The organism is [Clostridium] colinum, assembly GCF_940677205.1.
Lineage (GTDB): Bacteria > Bacillota > Clostridia > Lachnospirales > CAG-274 > Tyzzerella > Tyzzerella colina.
In genome coordinates, this window is the sequence record NZ_OW712331.1 from 617319 (window position 1) to 640305 (window position 22987).

Consider the following 22987-nt stretch of genomic DNA (forward strand, 5'->3'; position numbering starts at 1 on the left):
ATAAATAATGTCAATATATATATTTATTAAATTTATGTTAATATAATTAAAGAAAACGCAAGAAAATACAAGAAAATGTTTAAAAATTTAAGATATAAAAAATATAAAATAATAAATAATAATGGATAAAATAAATAAAAAGCCTTAAAAATATACATTTTACAAAAAATATATTAAAAAATTTAATTATTTTTTGTATGTATAAAAAGATAAAAAATAGCTAAATATCTTAAAAATAGTTTAATTTAAGGCTTTTAATTATAATAATTGTATGATATAATGTTAATAATTTTTTAATAATAAATTATTAAAAATATTATACTAAAATTTAGGAGTGTGATTTTATTTGGATCCTGCCAGTTTTCAAATTATAATCTTAATTATTTTAATAGTTTTATCATCATTTTTTTCTATGTCAGAAACAGCACTTACATCTATTAGTAAAATAAGACTTAGAACTATGGTTGATGAAAATGTAAAAAATGCTAAACTTATACAAAATGTTTTAAAAGAACCAGGTAAGCTTTTAAGTGCAATATTAATAGGAAACAATTTAGTTAATATTGGAGCTTCATCTCTTGCTACATCTCTTGCAATAGACAAATGGGGGAGTAAAGGTGTTGGGATAGCAACAGGGCTTCTTACTATTATAATTCTTATATTTGGGGAGATTACACCAAAAACTTTTGCAACAAAAAATGCTGAAAAAATTTCTCTTTTAGTTATAAAAATTATTAAAGGTTGTATGGTAGTGTTTACACCAATAATATTTGTGTTAAATATTATTACAGGTGCTTTATTAAGAATTTTAGGTGTTAAAGAGGAAGATAAAACACCAACTATTACAGAATCGGAGCTTTTAACAATGGTTAATGTTAGCCACGAAGAGGGAGTTTTGGAAATAGACGAAAGAGAAATGATTAATAATGTTGTTTATTTTGCAAATAGTGATGCTCAAGATGTAATGGTACCTAGAACAGATATTATAGCTATTAATGTAGAGGCTACATATGAAGAACTTACAACATTATTTAAAGAAGAAACTTGTTCAAGAATGCCAGTTTATGAAGAATCTATAGATAATATAGTAGGGATTATATCTTTAAAAGATTTGTTATTTATAGACAAGTCTAAAGAGTTTAGCATAAAAGATTATATGAGAGAACCATTTTTTACTTATGAATCTAAATGTTTAAAAGAACTTTTTGCCGAGATGCGTATAAATAGAATAGCAATGGCTATAATTTTAGACGAATATGGTGGAACCTCAGGCATAGTTACATTAGAAGATATGCTTGAAGAAATAGTAGGAGACCTTGCAGATGAATATGATGAACACGATGAAGAAATAAAGATTATAAAAGAAGATGAGTATATTGTTGAAGGGGCTACAAAAATAGAAGATGTAAATGATATGCTTGGTACAGATTTTAAATCTGAAGATTTTGATTCTATAGGAGGTTTTGTCATAGAAACTTTAGGTAAGTTTCCAGATAAAGGTGATACTATAAAAAGTGGTAATGTTAAATTTATCATTGAAGAAATAGAAAAAAATAGAATAGAAAAACTTAGGATACTAACAGACGTTAAAGATATGGACTAAACAAAAAATAAAAAGGTATAAAAGATATAATAAATTATATTTTTATACCTTTTTTATGTTATTATAAAGTAGATAATATAGCTTTACATTTACCAGCTATAGTATAATTTCCATAGCTTGCAGGGATAAAAATAGATTCACCTTTTTTTATGTTTAAACTATCTTTTCCAGATATAATACAATTACCATCTAAAATAGTAATACAATGGAAAGAGGTTTCATCACAGTTTAAATTAACTTGTGTTTTAATATCTAATAAATCTACATTGAAATATTCACAGGTAGAAAGATTACCTTTTTTATAGCCATCAAATTCATTTAAAGTGTATTGTTTTTTTGGATTTTCAACACTTTCTAATTTAGTTACATCTAGTGCTTTATCAATATGAAGCTCTCTAGCTTTGCCGTCTGCTCCAATACGTCCAAAATCATATATTCTATAAGTTACATTAGAGCGTTGTTGTATTTCTGCAATAACTATTCCCTTACCAATAGCGTGCATTGTGCCTGGAGTAATGAAAAAAACATCACCAGCTTTTACATTTACTTCATTAACTAAGTTTTCTAAAGTATTTTCTTCTATTGCCTTTTTAAATTCTTCTTTACTAATATTATTTTTAAATCCATAAATTAGCTTAGCATCAGGCTCGGCTTCTATAATATACCACATTTCAGTTTTACCAAAGTCATTTTCATTTTTTAAAGCATAATCATTATCAGGATGTACTTGTATTGACAAGGCATCTTTTGCATCAATAAATTTGATTAAAATAGGTATATCTTTATCTAAAGGACATTTATTACCTAATACTTTTTTTCTATATGTTTCTATATAAGAAAGAAGAGTTTGACCTTTATATTCTCCACTGCCAATTATTGTAAGACCATCTTTATGTGTAGAAAGCTCCCAGCTTTCTGCCACTTTATCCAAATCACAATTTTTGTCATACATTGTTTTTAACTTTGTACCACCCCAAAGATAATCCTTAAAACTTGGTTGTAATTTAAACATTAATAATCACCTCTATAAATATTTTATATTTTAATTATAAATTAGTTAAAATAAGGTGTAAATATAAAAATTTATAATATAGTGAAATAATTATAGAATATTGATATAAATTTATTTATTTGCTACAATAATATTTAAATATTATATATTATAAGTCCAAATTTGGAGGAAAATAAATGCAATCATATTTAGAAATAATTAAAAAAGAGCTAAAAGGACAAGAAATTTTAGGAAGAATATCCGCTCAGTATAGAGATATATATAAAGTTATAGTTAATGATAATGAAATACTTGCAAAAGTATCTGGAAAATTTATTTATAATAGTTATAGTAAAGAAGATTATCCAGTAGTTGGAGATTATGTTTTATTAGATAGAGATAATGACACTAAAGGAAATGCTATAATCGAAAAAATATTTGAAAGAAAAACAGTATTTAAAAGGAAAGATATTAATAACGGGCAAAATGAAATATTAGCATCTAATATAGATTATATATTTGTCTGTATGGCTTTAAATAATGATTTTAATTTAAGAAGGCTTGAAAGGTATATTACAGTATGTTATGAAAGTGGAGCGACGCCAGTTGTTATATTAACAAAGTCAGACTTATGTGATGATATAGAAAGTAAAGTATTTGAAGTAGAAAATATTGCAATAGGTATAGATATTCTAGTAGTATCTAATCTAGATAAATCATGTATAAAAGATATTTTTAATTATTTAAAATGTGGTATTACAGGGTGCTTTGTAGGGTCTTCTGGTGTAGGTAAATCTACATTAATTAATAATTTATTAGGAGAAGTTAAATTAGAAACTAATGGTATTAGAAATGATGATAAAGGGCGACATACTACTACAAGAAGAGAAATGTTTACATTAAAAAATGGAAGTATTGTTATAGATACACCAGGTATGAGAGAATTGTCTGTAGATTCTGAAAATATTGATAAAACTTTTTTAGATATATCTGAATTAGAAAAATTATGTAAATTTTCTGATTGTACACATACTAATGAACCTAAATGTGCAATAAGAGAGGCACTAGAAAATGGAACTTTATGCTATAAAAGATATAATAATTATTTAAAATTAAAAGAAGAAAGTAAATATATAAACCTTAATTTTAAAGAAATAGAAAAAGAAAAGATTAAGAAAATGTTTGGAAGTAAATCCGAATATAAAAATGCTATAAGACATATAAAAAATAAAAGATAATTTTTTATTTTTTATATAAAATTTAATATTTAAATTACCCCCAATTATTTAATTATAATTGGGGGTAAAATGTTATCAGACTGTAGACTAAATATTTTAGCAGTAGTTTTTTTATTTTTTAGCTTGTTCTAATGCTTGGTCAATTGCTTTAACTAATATATTAGTAGTCATAGATGTATCTACAGAGCTTACTATATCTGTGCTTTGATTTTCTATTATTTGAGCAGATATATCATCAATAGAACGTTCAAACAAAGGGTAAAAAACTTCCTGTGTTTCACCCATATTAACAAGATTAATATCTAAAATTTCATTTTTTGATACAGTAACCTCAACAGACACAGGATTACTATGTAGAATTATTTCAGAAGAATATGTACCAGGGTTGTATGCCGTGCTATTATCTTTAGGAATGAAAAAATAGATAATAACGCCTAAAATAATAATACCTACAATAGTTAATAAAGCTTTTTTTATTACATCTCTAAGTTTTACAACAACTATTTTTGTACTCAAAAAAATACCTCCTTAAAAAATAATATATTTATATTTTTATTACAATAATTGAAAAAATATGTTAAAATAATAATAATTAATATAAAAATGAATAGGGTGAAAATATGAAACTTAAATATATTTTTGGCAAAGCTGGTAGCGGAAAGCTAGAGCATTGTATTAATGAAATATTAATAAGACAAGAAGAAAAATATTTACCATCTATACTCCTTGTTCCAGAACAGTTTACTTTACAAGCCGAAAAAAAAGTTATAGATAAATCTAAAACAAAAGTTTTATTTAATACATATGTTTTAAATTTTAAAAGACTTGCTTATCGTGTTTTTTCTGAGCTTGGATTATCAAATAAAAAGCCATTAGAAGATATAGGACAAGCTATGGTTTTAAGAAAAATATTATATAAATTAGGTAAAGATGAAAAACTTAAATATTTTTCTGAAAAATCTTATTCTAACATAGGGTTATTAGAAAAAATAGGCGATATTATAAAAGAATTTTTTGAATTTGGTGTTGATATAGAAAATTTAGATTATATAATAAAAAATATAGATATAGAAACAAATGAAAATTTAGCTTTAAAACTTAATGATTTAAAAGAAATATACACTCTATATAAAGATTTTATAAAAAATGAATATATAACAGATGAAGGAATATTAGATATTTTAGCAGAAAAAATAGATAAATCTAATCTTATAACAAAAGATACTCAAGTTTTTATTTATGGGTTTGAATCTTTAAATAACCAAGAAATAAATATTATATATAAATTGTTTGAAAAGTGTGAACAAATAAATATTTATTTTACATTAAACACAAATGAAACATATTTTAGCAATATAAATCCTTTTGATTATTATTTTTATATTAAAAGCACTATAAATAGAATAAATGATAAAGTAGTAAATAAGTTAGGTGTAAAAGTTGAAAAAACTATATATTTAAACGAAAATAAAAGACACAAAGATAATGAAGAATTATATTTTTTAGAAGAAAACTTTTTGAAATATAATAATAAAAAATTTGAAAATAATGTGGAAAATATAAATATATGTTGTTGTAAAAATAAATATACAGAAACAGAAAAGGTATGTAGTATAATTTTAGATTTAGTAAAAAGTAAAGGATATAACTTTAAAGATATAGCAGTAGTTTTGGGTGATTTATCTTATCAAAAAAATATAAAAATGATTTTTAATAAGTATAAAATACCTTACTTTTTAGATGATAAAAAGAAAATAATAAATCATTGTTTGGTAGAATTAATAATGTCTGCATTAGATATTATTATATATAATTTTCAGTATGAAAGTATATTTAGATATTTAAGAACAGGTATATTAGACATATTAGAAACTTACGATATAACTAAAGAAGATATTGATATAATAGAAAATTACGTAATAAAATATGGTATAAAAGGGGATAAATGGAAAAAAGAATTTAAATACGGATTTTATGAAAATAGCATTTATACCTATGATAGAATAAATAATATTAGACAAAATATTTTAAAAAGCTTACATAAATTAGATTTAAAAAAGAATAAAAAATATACATCATTACAAATAAGCAGAACAATATTAGATTTTATGGTTGATATAAATATAGAAGAAGCTATTATTGCTATAATGGAAAGAGATAAAGAATTATTTAGTAAAGGTATTATAAAAAATGTAGGTATTGTAGATGAGCATATGCAAGTTTTTAATGGTATATGTGAAATATTACAAAAATTTGTTGATATATTAGGCGAAGAAAAAATGACAATAGATGAATATAGCAAAATATTAAAGTCTGCCTTTGAAAAACAAACAATAAGTATAATACCACCAACTCAAGACCAAGTTTTGATAGGGGATTTTAATAGAACAAAAATAACAGATAATAAAATTTTAATAGCTATGGGTATAAATGAAGGAAATATACCCCAATATAAAGATGAATCTCCTTTTATATCCGATAATGAAAAAGTATATCTTTTATCTAAAGGGGTGGAAATGAGAGCTACTACTATATCTAGCATGTCAACAGATATGCTAAATATATATTCTTTAATTCTAAAGCCTAAAAATAAGCTATATTTAACATATTCTCTTAGTACGTTAGAAGGAGCTACTAAAAAGCCTTCTATAATAATTGAAAAAATTAAAGGTATTTTTCCAAATTTAAAAGAAGATATAGAAGATAATAATATTGATTTAATATCTTGTCCAGAGGTAATATTTGATAATGTTTTTAAAAGTTTTAATTATACAAATAATTTAGATGATAATGTAAAAGATATATTTACGTGGTTTTTAAATGATAATAATTTTTTAGAAAAAATAGAACATATAAAAGATGGTTTATTAAAAATAGAAACTAATACAGATGATTATATAAATAAAGAACTTTTAGATAAAGTTTATGAAAATAATACAATTTTTTCTAGTGTATCAAAATTAGAAGAGTTTAAAAAGTGTCCTTTTTCTTATTTTTTAAAGTATATACTTAATATAAAAGAAAGAGATACTAATATTTTAGACTATTTAAAACTTGGTAATATATACCATATTATATTAGAAGAATTTTCTAATAAAATTTTAAAAGATAATGTTAATATTGAAAGTGTTACAGAACAAGAAGTATATCTATTAATTGATACTATTGTAGATAATATTTGTAAAGATGAAGATTTGACAAGTATGTTTGAGGCTTCTGCTAAATATAAATATTATCTTAGTAGAATAAAAAAAATAGTAGGGATATCTGCTAATGCTATTATAAATCAAATAAAAGAAGGATTATTTATACCACAATATTTTGAAATAAATTTTGATAATATAAATAAAAATAGTAATATTTATAATAGTATAAAAATAGGGCTAAAAAATAATTATGAAATGATATTAAAAGGTAAAATAGACCGTGTTGATAAACTTTTTATTGAAGATAAAGAGTATATAAAAATATTAGATTATAAATCTTCAAATAAAAAGCTTAGTGTTGATAAAGTTTATTATGGTTTACAATTACAAATATTAATGTATTTAGATACATTTATAAAAATAGAAGAAAGTATGCTAAATAAAGACATATTACCAGCAGGTGCTTTTTATTTTCAAGTTAAGGAAGATTTATTAGAAGATAATGAAAGTGAAGAAAAGTTTAAAAGCAAATTTGATTTAAAAGGTATTGTTGCTAAAGATGAAAATGTTATAAAAGGATTTAATAAAAATGAAGATAGCAAAAAAATTAAAAATGTATCATCTAGCGAGACTATATCTATGGGAGAATTTAAAGATTTATTGTTATTATCTAATATAGTAACTAAAGAAATTGGTAATGATATAGTAACAGGTAATATAAAGGTATATCCTTATAAATATAAAAAAGATACAGGTTGTGAAAATTGTAATTATAAAGAAATTTGCAATTTTGAAATATTAAATAAAAAGGAAAAATATAATAATTTAAAATCTATTAAAGACGAAGAGTTGTGGCAAAAGATAAAAGAAAAAATAGAAGAAAATCAAAATTAAGAGGTACTTATATGAATATAAAAATGATAGGTATAGACCATACTAAAGCACCACTAGAATATAGAGAAAAAGTAGCTTTTAGTAAAACAAGAGCAGTTGATTTTTTGGAAATATTAAAAAAAGATAATAATATTTTAGGTGGTGTTTTAATATCTACTTGTAATAGGACAGAAATATGGATAAGCTACAAAAATACTTTAAAAAATAATATAGACGATATTTTATGCAAATTTAAGAATATAGACATATATGAGTATAAAAAATATTTTGTTTATAGAGAAGATAAAGAGGCAGTAGAGCATCTTTTTATGGTTACATCAGGGCTTAAATCTAAAATACTAGGGGAAGAACAAATTATTACCCAAGTAAAAAATGCTGTAGAACTATCACGAGATATTAATTTTTTAGATACTACTTTAAATATTTTATTTAGAAATGCTATAACGGCTAGTAAAAAAATTAAAACACAAGTAAAATTTAGAAAAGGTTCATTTTCAATTATAGACAGTGCTATAAAAAGATTAGAAAATATTAATATAGATATAAAAAATAAAAATTGCTTAGTAATAGGTAATGGAGAAATGGGAAGGCTAGCTAGTGAAACATTTATAAAAAATGGAGCTAACGTTACAATGACTCTTAGGCAACATCATAAGGGAGATGTAATTATTCCTGTTGGTGTAGAAATAATAAATTTTTTGGACAGAGTTGAGGCTTTGCCAAATTTTGATATAGTTGTATCAACAACTTCTACTAATCGATATATGTTGCCATATGAAGAAGTATCTAAAGTAAAATTAAAAGAAAAAGTAGTATTTATAGACTTAGCTGTACCTAGAGATATTGATGAAAGAATATTTAATATTAAAGGTACTATTGGATTTAATATAGATGATTTTGAAATAGAAGAAAGTGAAATACAAGATATTGATAAAAATGTACAAAAAGCAAAAGTTATTTTAAATGAATATATAGAAAATTTTTATAAATGGTATTTTAATAAAGATTTGATAAATATTGTTTTTGATATAAGTCAAAAAGTATCAGATGATACAATTTTTCGTATTAATAAATTAGTAGATGATAACACTAAAAATATTGTTGAAAAAGCATCAAAAAAATCGGTAGAGAAATTAATATTTTGCTTAAGAGACAATATGGATACAAAAGATTTTAAAAACATTATAAATATATTAGAAAAAAACTATTTAAACGAGGATATATAATGGATAACAATTTTTCATACTTCCCACTTTTTGTTAATTTACAAAATAAAAATATAGTTATATTTGGGGCAGGCAAAATAGCTTTAAGACGTGTTATGTCATTAATAAATTCAGGTTGTAAAATAACTATTGTAGCACCAAATATATTAGAAGAATTTTATAAAATAGATTATGAAAATTTAATTATTATAAAAGATAGTTATGATATAAAATATATAGAAAATTCTTTTATAGTTTTAGCTATTACAAATGATAAAAGTGTAAATAATAAAATATATTTAGACTGTAAAGAAAATAATATAATAGTAAATGTAGCTAGCGATAAAGATAAATGTGATTTTTTCTTTCCAGGGGTTATATATAAAGAAGACTATACTATTGGGATTTGTGGAAATGGTAAAAATCATAGTTTAGTAAAAAATATAGTAAGTAGGATAAAAAGTTTTTTAACTTAAAAAGGAGTAATTAGTTTGAAAGTAAGAATAGGAAGTAGAAAAGCAAGCTAGCCGTAGAACAATCTAACATAGTTATACGACAGTTAAAAGAAAAATATGAAAATATAGATATAGAGCTTATAACTATGAAAACAACAGGGGACATTATTTTAGATAAAACTTTAGATAAAATAGGAGGAAAAGGCTTATTTATAAAAGAATTAGACAGGGCTTTAATTTCATATAAAACAGATATTTCTGTACATAGTTTAAAAGATATGCCTATGGATATAGATGAAAATTTACCTATTGTAGCATATTTAAAAAGAGAAAAACCAACAGATGTTTTAATATTACCTAAAGGTGTTGATACCCTAGATATTAAAAAGCCAATAGGCACAAGTAGTAAAAGACGTATTTTCCAGTTAGAAAAAATATATAAAGGATATAGCTTTAAGCCAGTGCGTGGAAATATTTTAACAAGGCTTGAAAAATTAGACAATGGTGAATATTCGGCACTTATTTTAGCTTATGCAGGTATAAAAAGGTTAGGGCTTGAAGATAGAATATGTAAAATATTTAATGTTGATGAAATATTACCTGCTTGTTGTCAAGGTATAATAGCTATACAAGGTAAAAAAGGACAAGATTATTCATATTTAAAAGTTTTAAATGATAAAAATACAGAATATGAGGCAAAATGTGAACGTGCTTTTGTTAGAGAGTTAAACGGTGGTTGTAGCTTACCTATATCTGCTTTTGCAAATATAGAAAATGATAAAATTATATTAAAAGGGTTTTATGCAGATGAAAATAACTACATAAAAGAAGAAATAACAGGGAATGTAGAAGAATATGAAAAGATAGGTATAAATTTAGCTCGAAAATTTAAGGAGATAATAAAATGAAAAAAGGAAAAGTTTGGCTTGTAGGAGCTGGTCCTTCAGATTTTGAATTGTTAACAATAAAAGGCAAAAAAATTATAGAAAAAGCAGATGTTATACTTTATGATAGGTTAGTATCTCATAGTATAATAAGCCTTGCTAATGATAATGCGTTAACTATAGATGTAGGAAAATGCTCTAATAATCACACTATGCCACAAGAAGAAATAAATAAGTTATTATTAAAATATGCTTTGGAAGGAAAACAGGTTGTAAGATTAAAAGGTGGAGACCCATTTTTATTTGGCAGAGGAGGAGAAGAGCTAGAGCTTTTGGTAGAAAATGATATAGACTTTGAAGTAGTAAATGGAATAACTTCTGCAATATCCGTGCCAGCTTATAATGGAATACCCGTTACCCATAGAGATTTTGTAAGTTCACTACATATCATAACAGGACATACAAAAGACAATAGCTCTAATATAGATTTTAAATCTCTTGTAAAATTAAATGGAACACTTGTTTTTTTAATGGGGGTATCATCTCTAAAAATAATATGTGATGGACTTATAGATGCTGGTATGGATAAAAATATGCCAGTATGTATTTTAGAAAAAGGAACTACTGCAAACCAAAGAAATATAAAAGCAACTCTTAGTACGATTTATGAAAAATCTATAAAAGAAAAAGCCAAAACACCAGCTATAATAATAGTAGGAAAAGTTTGTAGTCTATCTGAAAAATTTGATTGGAAAAATAGATTACCATTATCAAAAACAAGAGTTTTAGTTACAAGGCCTAAAGATATAAATTTTACATTTTGTGATATGCTTAGAAATAATGGAGCAGAAGTTATAGATTTGCCTACTATAAAAACAGTACCTATACAAAATAAAGATATAGAAGAAACTTTTAATAGCCTAGATTATAATTATATAGTTTTTACAAGTCCTAAAGGTGTGGAGCAATTTTTTTATAATATGAAATTATATAAAAAAGATATAAGGTGTTTGTTTAATAAAAAAATAGCAGTTGTAGGTAAGGCTACAAAAAAAGCAGTAGAAGAAAAAGGCTTATTTATTGATATTATGCCTCAAAATTATTCTGGAAAAGACTTAGGATATGAATTATTAAAATATGTAAATGATAACGATAAAATACTTATAGCTAGAGCAAAAGAAGGTAATGTAGATATTTTAAATGTATTAAATAGCAAAAATATAATAGTAAAAGATTTAGGAATATATGAAACTAAATATGAAAAAGCCAAATTTGTTAACTTTGAATTTAATTATGATGATATAGTAACATTTACTAGTGCATCAACAGTAATAGGATTTGTTAATTCTGTTGCAGATTTTAACTTAGATTATACAAAAATTAAAGCAATATGTATAGGTAAACAGACGGAAGAAGAGGCTAAAAAGTATAACTTTAAAACATATGTGTCTAACCAACCAACGCTTGATAGCTTATTAGAAAAAGTAATAGAATTAGCTAAAAAGGAGATTTAAAAATGAATAGAGCTAGAAGGCTTAGATTAACAGAAAACATAAGAGATATGGTATGTGAAACTAAAATAAACAAATCTTCTTTAATATATCCTATATTTGTTCAAGAAGGGAATAATATAAAAGAAGAAATAAAATCTATGCCCAACCAATATAGGTATAGTGTAGATAAGATAAATTTTGAAATAGAAAATCTTTTAAAATTAGGTATAAAAAATATTATATTATTTGGCATACCAGAAAAAAGATTTTTAGGAACAGAAGCATATAAAGATAATGGAATTATACAAAAATCTTTAAAAGAAATAAAGAAAAATTTTAAAGATATGACGTGTATAACAGATGTATGTATGTGTGAATATACAACACACGGACATTGCGGTATATTAGATAAAAATAACATTGTAGATAATGATGAAACTATAAAAATATTAGGTAAAATAGCTACAAGTCATGTTGAGGCTGGTGCAGATATAGTTGCACCTTCTGATATGATGGATGGAAGAATAAAAGAAATAAGAAGAGCTTTAGATGAAAAAGGCTTTATAAATACACCTATTATAAGTTATGCAGTAAAATATGCATCTGCTTTTTATGGTCCTTTTAGAGAAGCGGCAGATTCTGCTCCAAGTTTTGGAGATAGAAAAACATATCAAATGGATTATAGAAATAGAAAAGAAGCATTAAAAGAAGCTTTTTATGATATAGAAGAGGGCGCAGATATAATAATGGTTAAACCAGCCCTTAGTTATTTAGATATTATAAGAGATATAAAAAATAATATTAATTTGCCAGTTTGTGCTTATAGTGTTAGTGGGGAATATTCTATGATAAAAATGGCAGGTGAAAAAGGTATAATAGATGAAGAAAAGCTAATTATAGAAACAACAACTAGTATGTATAGAGCCGGTACAGATATTTTAATAACATATTTTGCTAAAGAGCTTTCAAAATTTATAGATGAAGGAAGGATATAGTATGAATATTTTTGATATAGCAAATAAATATATACCAGGAGGTGTAAATAGCCCTGTTAGAGCTTTTAAATCTGTAGGATTAGAGCCAATTTTTATAGATAGGGCAGATAAGGCTTATTTATATGATATAAATGAAAAAGAATATATAGATTATGTTTGTTCGTGGGGGCCGTTAATATTAGGACATAACAATGATGAAATAAGAAAAAATGTTATAAAAGCTTGTGAAAAGGGTCTTAGTTATGGAGCGGCTACAAAACTAGAAGTAGAAATAGCACAATTTATCTGTGAAAATATTAAGCATATAGAAAAAATTAGAATGGTTAATTCGGGAACAGAAGCCGTTATGAGTGCTATAAGGCTCGCTAGAGGATACACTGGAAAAGAAAAAGTAATAAAATTTGATGGTTGTTATCATGGACATAGTGATTCTATGTTAATACAAGCAGGGTCTGGGCTTATGACAGAAGGAACGCCAGATAGTAGTGGTGTTACAAAAAACTGTGCAATAGATACAATAAGTATACCTTATAATAATTTAGATATTTTAGAAGAAGTGTTTAAAAAACAACATAATAATATAGCTTGTGTTATATTAGAGCCAATATCGGCTAATATGGGTGTTGTTTTGCCTAATGATAAGTTTTTAAAAGGTGTAAGAGAATTATGCGATACATATAAAAGTGTTTTAATATTTGATGAAGTTATAACAGGATTTAGGCTTGGTTTTGGTGGAGCAACAGAATATTTTAATATAATACCAGATTTAGTAACATATGGAAAAATAATAGGAGCGGGTATGCCTGTTGGAGCTTATGGTGGTAAAAAAGAAATAATGGATATGATAGCTCCTAGCGGGCCAGTTTATCAAGCAGGAACACTAAGTGGTAATCCTATAGCTATGACGGCTGGTTTAACTCAACTTAAAATATTAAAAGAAAATAAAAATATTTATGAAAATATAAATAGTATGAGTAAATATTTATTTGAAAATATTAAAAGCATTATAGATAGAAATAACATGGATTGTATCGTAAATTATGTAGGGTCTTTGGGCAATATATTTTTTACAAAAGAAAGAGTATTTGATTATGAATCGGCTAAAAAATCAGACACAAAAAAATATGCAAAATATTTTAAACAAATGATTGATAGAGGTGTATATATAGCACCATCTCAGTTTGAAGCTATGTTTATATGTAATGAGCATAATAAAAATATTATAGATAAGACATTAAATATTATAGAAGATAGTATTAAAAACATATAAAAAATTACTCTAAAATATTTTGTCTTCAATTTTAGCCTTTTATTAAATTGTTTTATTTAATAAAAGGCTAAAATTTATTTTATAACTCGGCTATTCGTTCTACAGCTACAAAAACTTTTGATATTTCATACCAAGTAGAAAAATCTACTATACCAGATTGAGGCATATTAAATATTTGTTGGAAAGTTAAAACGGCCGTTCTTGTTTGGTCTCCAAAAATACCATCTGCTCTAAGTTTATTAATAGCAGGGTAGTTATTTGATATAGAGTTTAATTGATTTTGTATAGTTCTAACATCTTCACCACTATATCCAAGCTCTAAAGGATATCCTGGATAAGAAGAAGGAACACCACTAACTTTTTCTGCATTATCTAAGAATATATCATTACCATAATAATATCTTAATATCTGTATTGTGCTATAACCTTCCTCAGCGAGATATTTAGACCCCCATTGACTAAGCCAATTAGGACAACTAACACGCTTACCATCACAATATTGAGTTAAAAGTGGTTGCCTTTGGTTTGGCCTTTTTACATATGTTGTAAACATTTCATCTACAATTATACTTATTTCTTCAAAAATATTTCTTCCATATACAAAAAATTGGTCAAACCTTGTAGAGTTTGTTATTGTAAAATTTTTACCTCTAGACCTATACCATTCTGTATATACTCTATTTAATGTAAAAGAATTTATAGCTAAAATATTTGCCCTTATAGCAGCATCTGGCCAAGTTGAAAAAATTTCACTTGATGCAACATTTTTAATATAATCTTTATAAGGTACCCAATAGTTAGGGGCAGTATTATCATTTGGATCACCATCGTGTACTACTACAAATTCTGGTATAACAACTTTATCTAAAACAACAAAGCCAGATTCTTTTGGTAAATCTTTCTCTTCTGCTTCAGGTATTTTTGAAGGATAGTCACCATAAATAGTAGGTGGTGGTATAATAATTGTTTCTACAGGTTTATTAGCTAAATTTAAAGGTTTCATATATATATTTTGTATAGATTCGTTATTTGAATATATTTGTATACCTTCAATTTTTTCTGTTTCATACCCATCTGCCGATATTAAAGCATTATATATACTATATGGAGTTGGGCTATCTGGTTCTAAGGAATATTCTATTGGTGGAGTTTCTAAAGAGATAGTAGGGGTTTGACCAGATTCATCTGTAAAAACAGTCATTAAATTTTCTTTATCATTGCTTATAACAATTTGTACCCCCTCTAATGGTTTTGCTATTGTTATGTCAAAAACTCCAAATTTTAAATATCCAATATTTGTATTATCATTTTCTAATGTTTTAATATTTTTATCTATATTTTTGGCTTTTAAAGTTTGTGTAATGTTTATATTTTTCAAAAATAAACCTCCTTAAAAGTAAAACAAATTCTATTATATAATATGATAAAAATTTGGTATAAATTACTATAAAAATATATTGCTATTTTTAAATTAAATATGTTATAATATCTAGTATATAAGTAGGTAATATATTTTTTAAAAAGGAAGTGGGTATTTTTTAATGAAAGCTATCTGGTCTAAAAGAAGATTAACTAATAATGAAGATGAATTAGCACAAGAATTTATGGAATGTGTTAAAGATATAATACACTTAGATGAAATAAAACAATTAGATAATTTTGTACAACATTGTAACACTAGTAGGTTACAACATAGCTTAAATGTTGCTTATTATAGTTTTTTATGGGCTAAAAAAAGAGGACTAGATTATAAATCAGTTGCTAGAGCAGGTATTTTACACGATTTATATTTATATGATTGGCGTCAAGTAGAAACAGAACAACATCACGCTTTTCATCATCCAAAAGAAGCTTTAAAAAATGCAGAAATGTTAGTAGAGCTTAATGAAATTGAAAAAGATGCAATAAAAAATCATATGTGGCCTTTATCGGAAGCTTTTCCTAAATATAAAGAAAGTTATATTTTAAGTTGGGTTGATAAATATTGTGCTGTTGTGGAAGTATCTGTACAACTATGTAAATCTATCTTAAAAGTTAAAATGTTTTCTAAAAAGGCTGTATCTAAGTAAAATTTTATAATATTATTTTAGAGCTAAATTTTATAATTTATAAAGTTTAGCTCTTTTGTATTTAATAAAAAATTTTATATATCGTATGTTTGTATAATTTTATTAATAGATTATATAAAATGAGATTAGATAATATAAATATTTATAAGAACATAAAAAAGAGTACCACTTATTGAAATAAGCAATACTCTTTTTAACTTTAGCTATTAGCTATTTTTTTGTCCTGCCATATGTCTTTCTTGAGCTTCAATCATTTTTTTAACCATATAGCCACCAACAGAACCGTTTTGATATGAAGTTAAATCTCCATTATAGCCTTTTTTTAAAGGCACTCCTATTTCATTTGCAACCTCGTATTTAAATGCATCAAGGGCTGCTCTTGCTTCTGGAATTGCTTTTTTATTACTTGCCATAATAAATCACCTCATAATTTTGTCATTTTACTATACTGTCTACAAAGCTATTAATTTATATAACTTTTTCTTTTTGCTATATTAATTATTAGCTTTGTAATATTATTATGTTCAAATAATAAAAACTAATTCTAGGTAATAAATGTAAATTTATTTAATAAAATTATTTAGATTTTTTTAAATAAAAATAACCTATAAGCATAGTTACTAGGCAAAGAATAAGATAATAAATAAATAAAGGATTGTTAAAGCCACCTGTTAAAATTATTAATGAGCCTATAATAGCCATTATAGGAACAAAATAACCCATAAATTTATTTTTAATTTCACCTTTTATAGCTAACTTTATAATAACACAATATAATATAGAATAATTTATATAGCTAATACAAACGATTATTTCAGATACATCTCCAGGCATATTATTAATTTGAGTTATATAGTGTATAGCATACCAAATTAAGCTAATAATAAATGAAAAAATAGCAGAATTTAAAGGCATATTATGAAGTTTTTCATTTTGTTTTGATAAAGGTTTGCTAAAAGGTACCATATTTCTAATAGCTAAAGAATAAGGCATTCTTATTAGCCCTAATGTAAGACCATTTATAGTACCTAAAACAGAAATAATTACAAAAATTACAATTATTTTAGAACCTGTTTCACCAAACAATATACTAGCCATTTTATTAACACTATCATTTCCTAATATAAGAACATTTTCAGTTCCTACAAAAACACTAATACCTACAAAATATAATATATATATTAATAATACTAATATAGGAGATATTATAAGTGCTATTGGTAAATTTCTTTTACTATTTCTTATTTCGTGAGATATAGATGTAGAAACTATCCAACCATCAAATGCAAATGCAATAGGTCCAAAAGCAGATAATATACCTAAACTTACACCGGCAGTTTTTATACTTTCAAAATCAGAGCTTAAGACATTTTGAGGTTCACCCTTTATCATACCTAATATAGCAAATAAAATTAAAGGGATTAATTTTATAATCATAGATATATTTTGAAAATAACCACCAATTTTAGCGGATAAAGTATTCATAAGGTAAATTAAAACCATAATTATAATACCAATAGTATAAGGATTTAAAAAACTATCTTTTATATTAAATAATTGACATATATATATACCAGCAACCCAACATACAACAGCTATTAAAGATGGTAAATATAAAAATGTTTGAAACCAACCAAATGCAGATGCAGTTTCTTTATTTATAAACTCTTCAGCATAAGATATAATACCGCCTGGATTATCTGTTCTAGTTGCTAATTGAGATATAGAAAGACTACCAAATATTATAGATATTGCAGCTATACAAAATATAAATATACCTAAAAGTACATTTCCATTAGTATAAGTTAAAACATCATCTGCTTTAAAAAATATTCCAGAGCCTATAACTATACCCATTATCATTGTTATTGCGGTAAAAAGTCCATATTTTTTGTTATCTTCCATATTTTTTCTCCTCTCCGCTGAAAATTTAATATTTCATAATTATATATTGTGTATAAATTTAAGTCAAGCATTTTTTATTAAAACTTATTTTATTAATTTTGTTATATGTATACTATATTTTAGTATAATTATTATAAACTATTTATCTTTATTTATATTTATTATTTTAAGTATGTTTTATATAATGTTAAAGATTTAGCCTATTTAAAAGAAATATCTAGTAAAAGGGCTTAATTTACATATAGCATTAAATTATGGTGGTAGAGATGAAATAGTAAGAGCTATAAAAAATATAGCTAGAGATGTAAATAATAAAAATATATCTATAGATAATATAGATGAAAATCTTGTTTCTTCTTATTTGGACACAAAAGAATATAATGACCCAGAGCTTATAATAAGAACTAGCGGAGAGCTTAGAACAAGTAATTTTTTAATATGGCAATCGGCTTATAGCGAATTTTATTTTAGCGATAAGCTTTGGCCAGATTTTACATTTGAAGACTTAGAACAAGCGATAAATGCTTATCAAAAAAGAGAAAGGCGCTTTGGCGGTAGGGTAAATAGTTAGCAATGTTAGTTAGAATAATATCAAGTGTAGTTTTGTTTCCTATATTATTTGCTTTAGTATATTATGGGGGGTTACCTTTAAAAATAGGTACTATATTTGTATCTATAATAGGTATGTATGAATTTTATAAAGCAATATGTAAAAAAATAATACCAATACATTATTTAGGGTTTATTTTTGCATTAATTTATTTATTAATTTTGGATACACCATTTTTTCAAATATCTGATTTGATAAGTGGAACATTTTTATTACTAAGTTTAATATTTATGGTATTTAATTATAAAAAAATAAGTATATTTGATGTATCTTTAACATTTTTTGGATTTTGTTATATACCCCTTATGTTTTCTACGGTATATTTAATAAGAGAGCTTGATTATGGAAATTATACTGTATGGTTACCTTTTATATGTGCGTGGGCTTGTGATACTGGAGCATATTTTGTAGGGATAACAATGGGAAAACATAAATTAACACCAGGGCTTAGCCCTAAAAAGACTATAGAAGGTGCAATAGGTGGTGTTTTATTTTCGGCATTATTTTGTGGAATATATGGATTTTTTATAGCAAACAAAAATGTAGAAATAGAGCATATTTTCAACAATAATTATACATTAATAATTAGTTTTGTTCTTTTAGGTATAATAGGTGCTATATTTGCTCAATTTGGAGATTTAACAGCATCTGCTACCAAAAGAAGATTTAATATAAAAGATTATGGTAAAATTATACCAGGCCACGGAGGAATATTAGACAGATTTGATAGTGTAATATTTACAGCTGGTATTTGTTATATTGTTCTTAAAATAATAGAAATTTATAATATTATTCTTTAATATTTTGGAGGATATATGAATAAAAATATAGTTATATTAGGTTCTACAGGGTCTATTGGTACACAATCATTAGAAGTTGTAGAAAATTTAAAAAATATAAATATTATAGGATTATCTACAAATACTAATATAGATATTTTAGAAAATCAAATAAGAAAATATAAGCCTATGTATGTTTGTGTTATGGATATGGAAAAGGCTAATATTTTAAAAGAAAATATAAAAGATACAAATACACAAGTATTAACAGGCGAAGAAGGTCTTATTAAGCTTGCAACATTAGATAATATAGATACAGTTTTAAATTCATTAGTTGGTAATATAGGACTTTTGCCTACTATATATGGGATAAGAGCAAAAAAACATATAGCTCTAGCTAATAAAGAAACATTAGTTTCTGCAGGTGAGCTAGTTATGAAAGAGGCTAAAAAGTATGGTGTAAATATATATCCAATAGACAGTGAACATTCGGCTATTTTTCAATGTTTGCAAGGAAACAAACATAAAGATATAGAAAAAATTATATTAACAGCATCTGGTGGTCCTTTTAGAGAACATACAAACCTTGAAAACGTAACATTAGCAGAAGCTTTAAATCATCCTAACTGGTCTATGGGTAAAAAAATAACAATAGATTCGGCAACACTTATGAATAAAGGCCTTGAAGTTATAGAAGCAAAGTGGCTTTTTAATATTGATATAGATAAAATAGAAGTTATTATACACCCACAAAGTATAATTCATTCTATGATAGAATATAAAGATAGTGCTATAATGGCTCAATTGGGAACACCAGATATGAAAGTACCTATACAATATGCCTTAGCATATCCTAATAGAACAAAAAATAATTTTGAAAAACTAGACCTTTTAAAACATAATAATCTTACATTTAAAAAGCCTAATTATGAACTTTTCCCTTGTTTAAAATATGCCTTTGATGCAATAAAAATAGGAGGCATTATGCCTTGTGTATTAAATGCTAGCAACGAAGTAGCAGTAGAATATTTTTTAAGTGATAAAATTAAATTTACAGACATACCTAAAATTGTTTATAAAACAATGGAAAATTATAAAGATAAAAATAAGCTAGATTATAGTTTGGAAGATGTTTTACAAGCAGATAAACTTTCAAGAGATTATGCAAAAAATATAATTTTGTGTAATGAATTTTAAACATAAAAATTTATAATGAGGTGAATATATTTGTCTTTAATAATAACAATTTTAATATTTGGATTTATTATATTAGTACACGAATGGGGACATTTTATTGTTGCTAGAAAAAGTGGTGTATTTGTAGAAGAATTTGCAATAGGTATGGGTACAAAGCTATGGAGCAAAGAAAAAGATGGTACATTATATTCTGTTAGGCTTTTTCCGCTTGGTGGATATTGCAAAATGAAAGATGAAGATTCAGCTAGTGATGACCCTGATAGTTTTTCTAATGCTACTATGCCTAAAAAATTTGCTATAATTTTTGCTGGTGCATTTATGAACTTTGTTTTGGCATTTGCTATATTTATTGGTATTACATTTTTTAGTGGCACTGCTACAACTACTGTTAGAGAAGTAACAGAGGGGTCTCCAGCTCAAGAAGCAGGAATACAACCAAAAGATGTAATATATAAATTAGACGGCAAAAAAATAAGAAATTTTGAAGATTTAACTTTTCAAATCTCAAGGCTTAAAGAAGAGCAAAATAAAAGTTTAGAATTAATAGTTAAAAGAGATGGACAAAAAATAAAATTTAATATAAAACCAGAATTTGATAAAAATAACAACAGATATTTAATAGGTATATCACCAGTTTTAAAAAATGGACTTTTAGCCAAAGATATTGAAGGTATAGAAAAAAATACTTTTTTTGGTACTATTCGTGATGGATATAATAATATGATATTTACTATAAAAGTTACAATAATTGGTGTGTTTGATTTATTCTCAGGTCAAATTGCTTTAAAAGAATTAACAGGACCTATAGGTATAACACCAGTTATTGATAAACATTATGAAACGGCTATGAAAGTTAGTGTTAGTGCTACTATACTTACTATGCTTAATATAATGGCTCTTCTTAGTGCTAATATTGGAGTATTTAATCTTTTACCAATACCAGCACTTGATGGAGGAAGAATAGTATTTTTAACAATAGAAGCTATAAGAGGTAAACCTATATCTCCAGAAAAAGAGGGTATGGTTCATTTTATAGGATTTGTTATTTTAATGGGATTTGGTATATTAATAGCTTTTAAAGATGTTATAAATTTATTTTAATTTTAATATAAAAAGGTTGATTTTTATATAAAATCAGCCTTTTTGACAACAATTTACAGATTAAAAGGAAGTGATTTTTTGATAAATTTTATACAAAGAAAAAAAACAAGAGAAATATCTATTGGTAATATAAAAATAGGTGGTAATAATCCTATTGCTATACAATCTATGTGTAATACAGACACTAGAGATGCGAAGGCTACAATAGAACAAATAAAAAGCTTGTCAGAAGAAGGCTGTGAAATAATAAGAATTGCTATTCCAGATATGGAGGCTTGTGAAGCTATTAAAGAAATTAAAAAAAATATAAAAATACCTTTAGTTGCAGATATTCATTTTGATTATAGGTTAGCTTTACAAGCCATAGAAAATGGTATTGATAAAATAAGAATAAATCCAGGTAATATAGGTAATGAAGAAAGAATAAAAGCAGTTATAACTAAGGCACAAGAAAGAAATATTCCTATTAGAATAGGGGTAAATTCTGGGTCATTAGAAAAAGATATATTACAAAAATATGGAGAAGTTACACCAAAGGGACTTGTTGAAAGTGCTTTAAGACACGTAAGAATAATAGAAAAATATGATTATAATAATATAGTAGTATCTATAAAAGCATCTAGTGTTCCATTTAGTATGGAAACTTACTCTATATTATCTAATGAAATAGATTATCCATTACATTTAGGAATAACAGAAGCAGGAACTGTATGGAGTGGGTCTATAAAATCAGCAGTAGGTATAGGCTCTATTTTAAGTATGGGTATAGGAGATACTATAAGAGTATCTTTAACAGGTAATCCAATTGAAGAGATAAAAACGGCTAAAGAGATTTTAAAATCTTTGGGGCTTAGAAAATTTGGTATAGAGTTTATATCTTGCCCTACTTGTGGTAGAACAGAAGTTGATTTAATATCTATTGCTAACAAAGTTGAAGAAGAATGTAAAAAAATAAATAAAAATTTAAAAGTTGCTGTTATGGGCTGTGCAGTTAATGGTCCAGGAGAGGCTAAAGAAGCAGACATAGGTATAGCAGGTGGAAAAGGATATGGGCTTATCTTTAAAAAGGGAGAAATATTAAAAAAAGTTCCAGAAGATATGCTTATACCAGAACTTTTAAAGCTTATAAATGAGTTATAAAGTTATAATTTG

At 25.1% G+C, this 22987-nt stretch carries 20 protein-coding genes; 15 read left to right on the top strand and 5 right to left on the bottom strand.

Going from position 1 to position 22987, the window contains the following annotated elements; all coding sequences use genetic code 11:
* Positions 1–346: 346 nt before the first annotated feature.
* Positions 347–1603, top strand: coding sequence for an HlyC/CorC family transporter (locus NBW53_RS03015; protein ID WP_250278644.1), 1257 nt, complete (start codon positions 347–349; stop codon positions 1601–1603).
* Between the two features lie 61 nt (positions 1604–1664).
* Here NBW53_RS03015 and NBW53_RS03020 read toward each other — a convergent pair whose 3' ends face one another.
* Positions 1665–2615, bottom strand: a complete 951-nt coding sequence (locus tag NBW53_RS03020; protein WP_250278645.1) for a type I phosphomannose isomerase catalytic subunit — start codon at positions 2613–2615, stop codon at positions 1665–1667.
* Between the two features lie 176 nt (positions 2616–2791).
* Here NBW53_RS03020 and rsgA point away from each other — a divergent pair, with 176 nt between their 5' ends.
* Positions 2792–3832 carry a ribosome small subunit-dependent GTPase A gene (gene rsgA / locus NBW53_RS03025; RefSeq protein WP_250278646.1) on the top strand — a complete coding sequence of 347 codons (1041 nt, stop codon included), beginning with the start codon at positions 2792–2794 and terminating at the stop codon, positions 3830–3832.
* Between the two features lie 111 nt (positions 3833–3943).
* Here rsgA and NBW53_RS03030 read toward each other — a convergent pair whose 3' ends face one another.
* Complete coding sequence (locus NBW53_RS03030; protein WP_250278647.1) at positions 3944–4348, bottom strand: FMN-binding protein; 405 nt, start codon at positions 4346–4348, stop codon at positions 3944–3946.
* 104 nt (positions 4349–4452) lie between these two features.
* Here NBW53_RS03030 and NBW53_RS03035 point away from each other — a divergent pair, with 104 nt between their 5' ends.
* From NBW53_RS03035 to hemL, 7 genes are all read left to right on the top strand, one after another.
* Positions 4453–7872, top strand: a complete 3420-nt coding sequence (locus NBW53_RS03035; protein WP_250278648.1) for a PD-(D/E)XK nuclease family protein — start codon at positions 4453–4455, stop codon at positions 7870–7872.
* Positions 7873–7883: 11 nt separating this feature from the next.
* Positions 7884–9098: a glutamyl-tRNA reductase gene (hemA, locus tag NBW53_RS03040; protein ID WP_250278649.1), complete on the top strand. Its 1215-nt coding sequence runs from the start codon at positions 7884–7886 to the stop codon at positions 9096–9098.
* Entirely contained in the window at positions 9098–9553 is a 456-nt protein-coding gene (locus NBW53_RS03045; RefSeq protein WP_250278650.1) for a precorrin-2 dehydrogenase/sirohydrochlorin ferrochelatase family protein, read from the top strand. Before hemA ends, NBW53_RS03045 begins: the two co-directional genes overlap by 1 nt.
* Before the next feature lie 74 nt (positions 9554–9627).
* On the top strand, positions 9628–10440 hold the full coding sequence (gene hemC / locus NBW53_RS03050; protein WP_334302894.1) for a hydroxymethylbilane synthase: 813 nt from the start codon (positions 9628–9630) through the stop codon (positions 10438–10440).
* The gene (cobA, locus tag NBW53_RS03055) at positions 10437–11930 is read left to right on the top strand and encodes a uroporphyrinogen-III C-methyltransferase (RefSeq protein ID WP_250278651.1); all 1494 of its coding nucleotides are present in this window, start codon (positions 10437–10439) and stop codon (positions 11928–11930) included. The genes hemC and cobA overlap by 4 nt, the downstream gene beginning before the upstream one ends.
* 2 nt (positions 11931–11932) lie before the next feature.
* Positions 11933–12904 (top strand): porphobilinogen synthase, encoded by a 972-nt coding sequence (hemB, locus tag NBW53_RS03060; protein ID WP_250278652.1) that lies wholly within the window; start codon positions 11933–11935, stop codon positions 12902–12904.
* A gap of 1 nt (position 12905) precedes the next feature.
* Positions 12906–14174: a glutamate-1-semialdehyde 2,1-aminomutase gene (hemL, locus tag NBW53_RS03065; protein ID WP_250278653.1), complete on the top strand. Its 1269-nt coding sequence runs from the start codon at positions 12906–12908 to the stop codon at positions 14172–14174.
* A 79-nt stretch (positions 14175–14253) separates the two neighbouring features.
* Here hemL and NBW53_RS03070 read toward each other — a convergent pair whose 3' ends face one another.
* Positions 14254–15552, bottom strand: coding sequence for a peptidoglycan-binding domain-containing protein (locus NBW53_RS03070; protein ID WP_250278654.1), 1299 nt, complete (start codon positions 15550–15552; stop codon positions 14254–14256).
* A gap of 163 nt (positions 15553–15715) precedes the next feature.
* On the opposite strand from NBW53_RS03070, the gene NBW53_RS03075 reads away from it, so the two are divergent.
* A complete protein-coding gene (locus tag NBW53_RS03075; protein ID WP_250278655.1) occupies positions 15716–16243 on the top strand; it encodes an HD domain-containing protein in 528 nt (175 codons plus the stop codon).
* Positions 16244–16449: 206 nt separating this feature from the next.
* On the opposite strand, the gene NBW53_RS03080 is transcribed toward NBW53_RS03075, so the two are convergent.
* Together NBW53_RS03080 and NBW53_RS03085 are read right to left on the bottom strand one after the other, a co-directional pair.
* On the bottom strand, positions 16450–16656 hold the full coding sequence (locus NBW53_RS03080; RefSeq protein WP_250278656.1) for an alpha/beta-type small acid-soluble spore protein: 207 nt from the start codon (positions 16654–16656) through the stop codon (positions 16450–16452).
* 163 nt (positions 16657–16819) lie between these two features.
* Positions 16820–18148, bottom strand: a complete 1329-nt coding sequence (locus NBW53_RS03085; RefSeq protein ID WP_250278657.1) for an APC family permease — start codon at positions 18146–18148, stop codon at positions 16820–16822.
* A gap of 283 nt (positions 18149–18431) precedes the next feature.
* On the opposite strand from NBW53_RS03085, the gene NBW53_RS03090 reads away from it, so the two are divergent.
* The 5 genes from NBW53_RS03090 to ispG all read left to right on the top strand — a co-directional run bounded on the left by NBW53_RS03090 (position 18432) and on the right by ispG (position 22975).
* On the top strand, positions 18432–18719 hold the full coding sequence (locus NBW53_RS03090) for an undecaprenyl diphosphate synthase family protein (protein WP_408647046.1): 288 nt from the start codon (positions 18432–18434) through the stop codon (positions 18717–18719).
* A gap of 2 nt (positions 18720–18721) precedes the next feature.
* Positions 18722–19558, top strand: a complete 837-nt coding sequence (locus tag NBW53_RS03095) for a phosphatidate cytidylyltransferase (protein ID WP_250278624.1) — start codon at positions 18722–18724, stop codon at positions 19556–19558.
* A gap of 15 nt (positions 19559–19573) precedes the next feature.
* Positions 19574–20734, top strand: a complete 1161-nt coding sequence (locus NBW53_RS03100; protein ID WP_250278625.1) for a 1-deoxy-D-xylulose-5-phosphate reductoisomerase — start codon at positions 19574–19576, stop codon at positions 20732–20734.
* A gap of 30 nt (positions 20735–20764) precedes the next feature.
* A complete protein-coding gene (locus NBW53_RS03105; RefSeq protein WP_250278626.1) occupies positions 20765–21835 on the top strand; it encodes a M50 family metallopeptidase in 1071 nt (356 codons plus the stop codon).
* Between the two features lie 90 nt (positions 21836–21925).
* Entirely contained in the window at positions 21926–22975 is a 1050-nt protein-coding gene (ispG, locus tag NBW53_RS03110; protein ID WP_250278995.1) for a flavodoxin-dependent (E)-4-hydroxy-3-methylbut-2-enyl-diphosphate synthase, read from the top strand.
* The last annotated feature ends 12 nt before the right edge of the window (positions 22976–22987 follow it).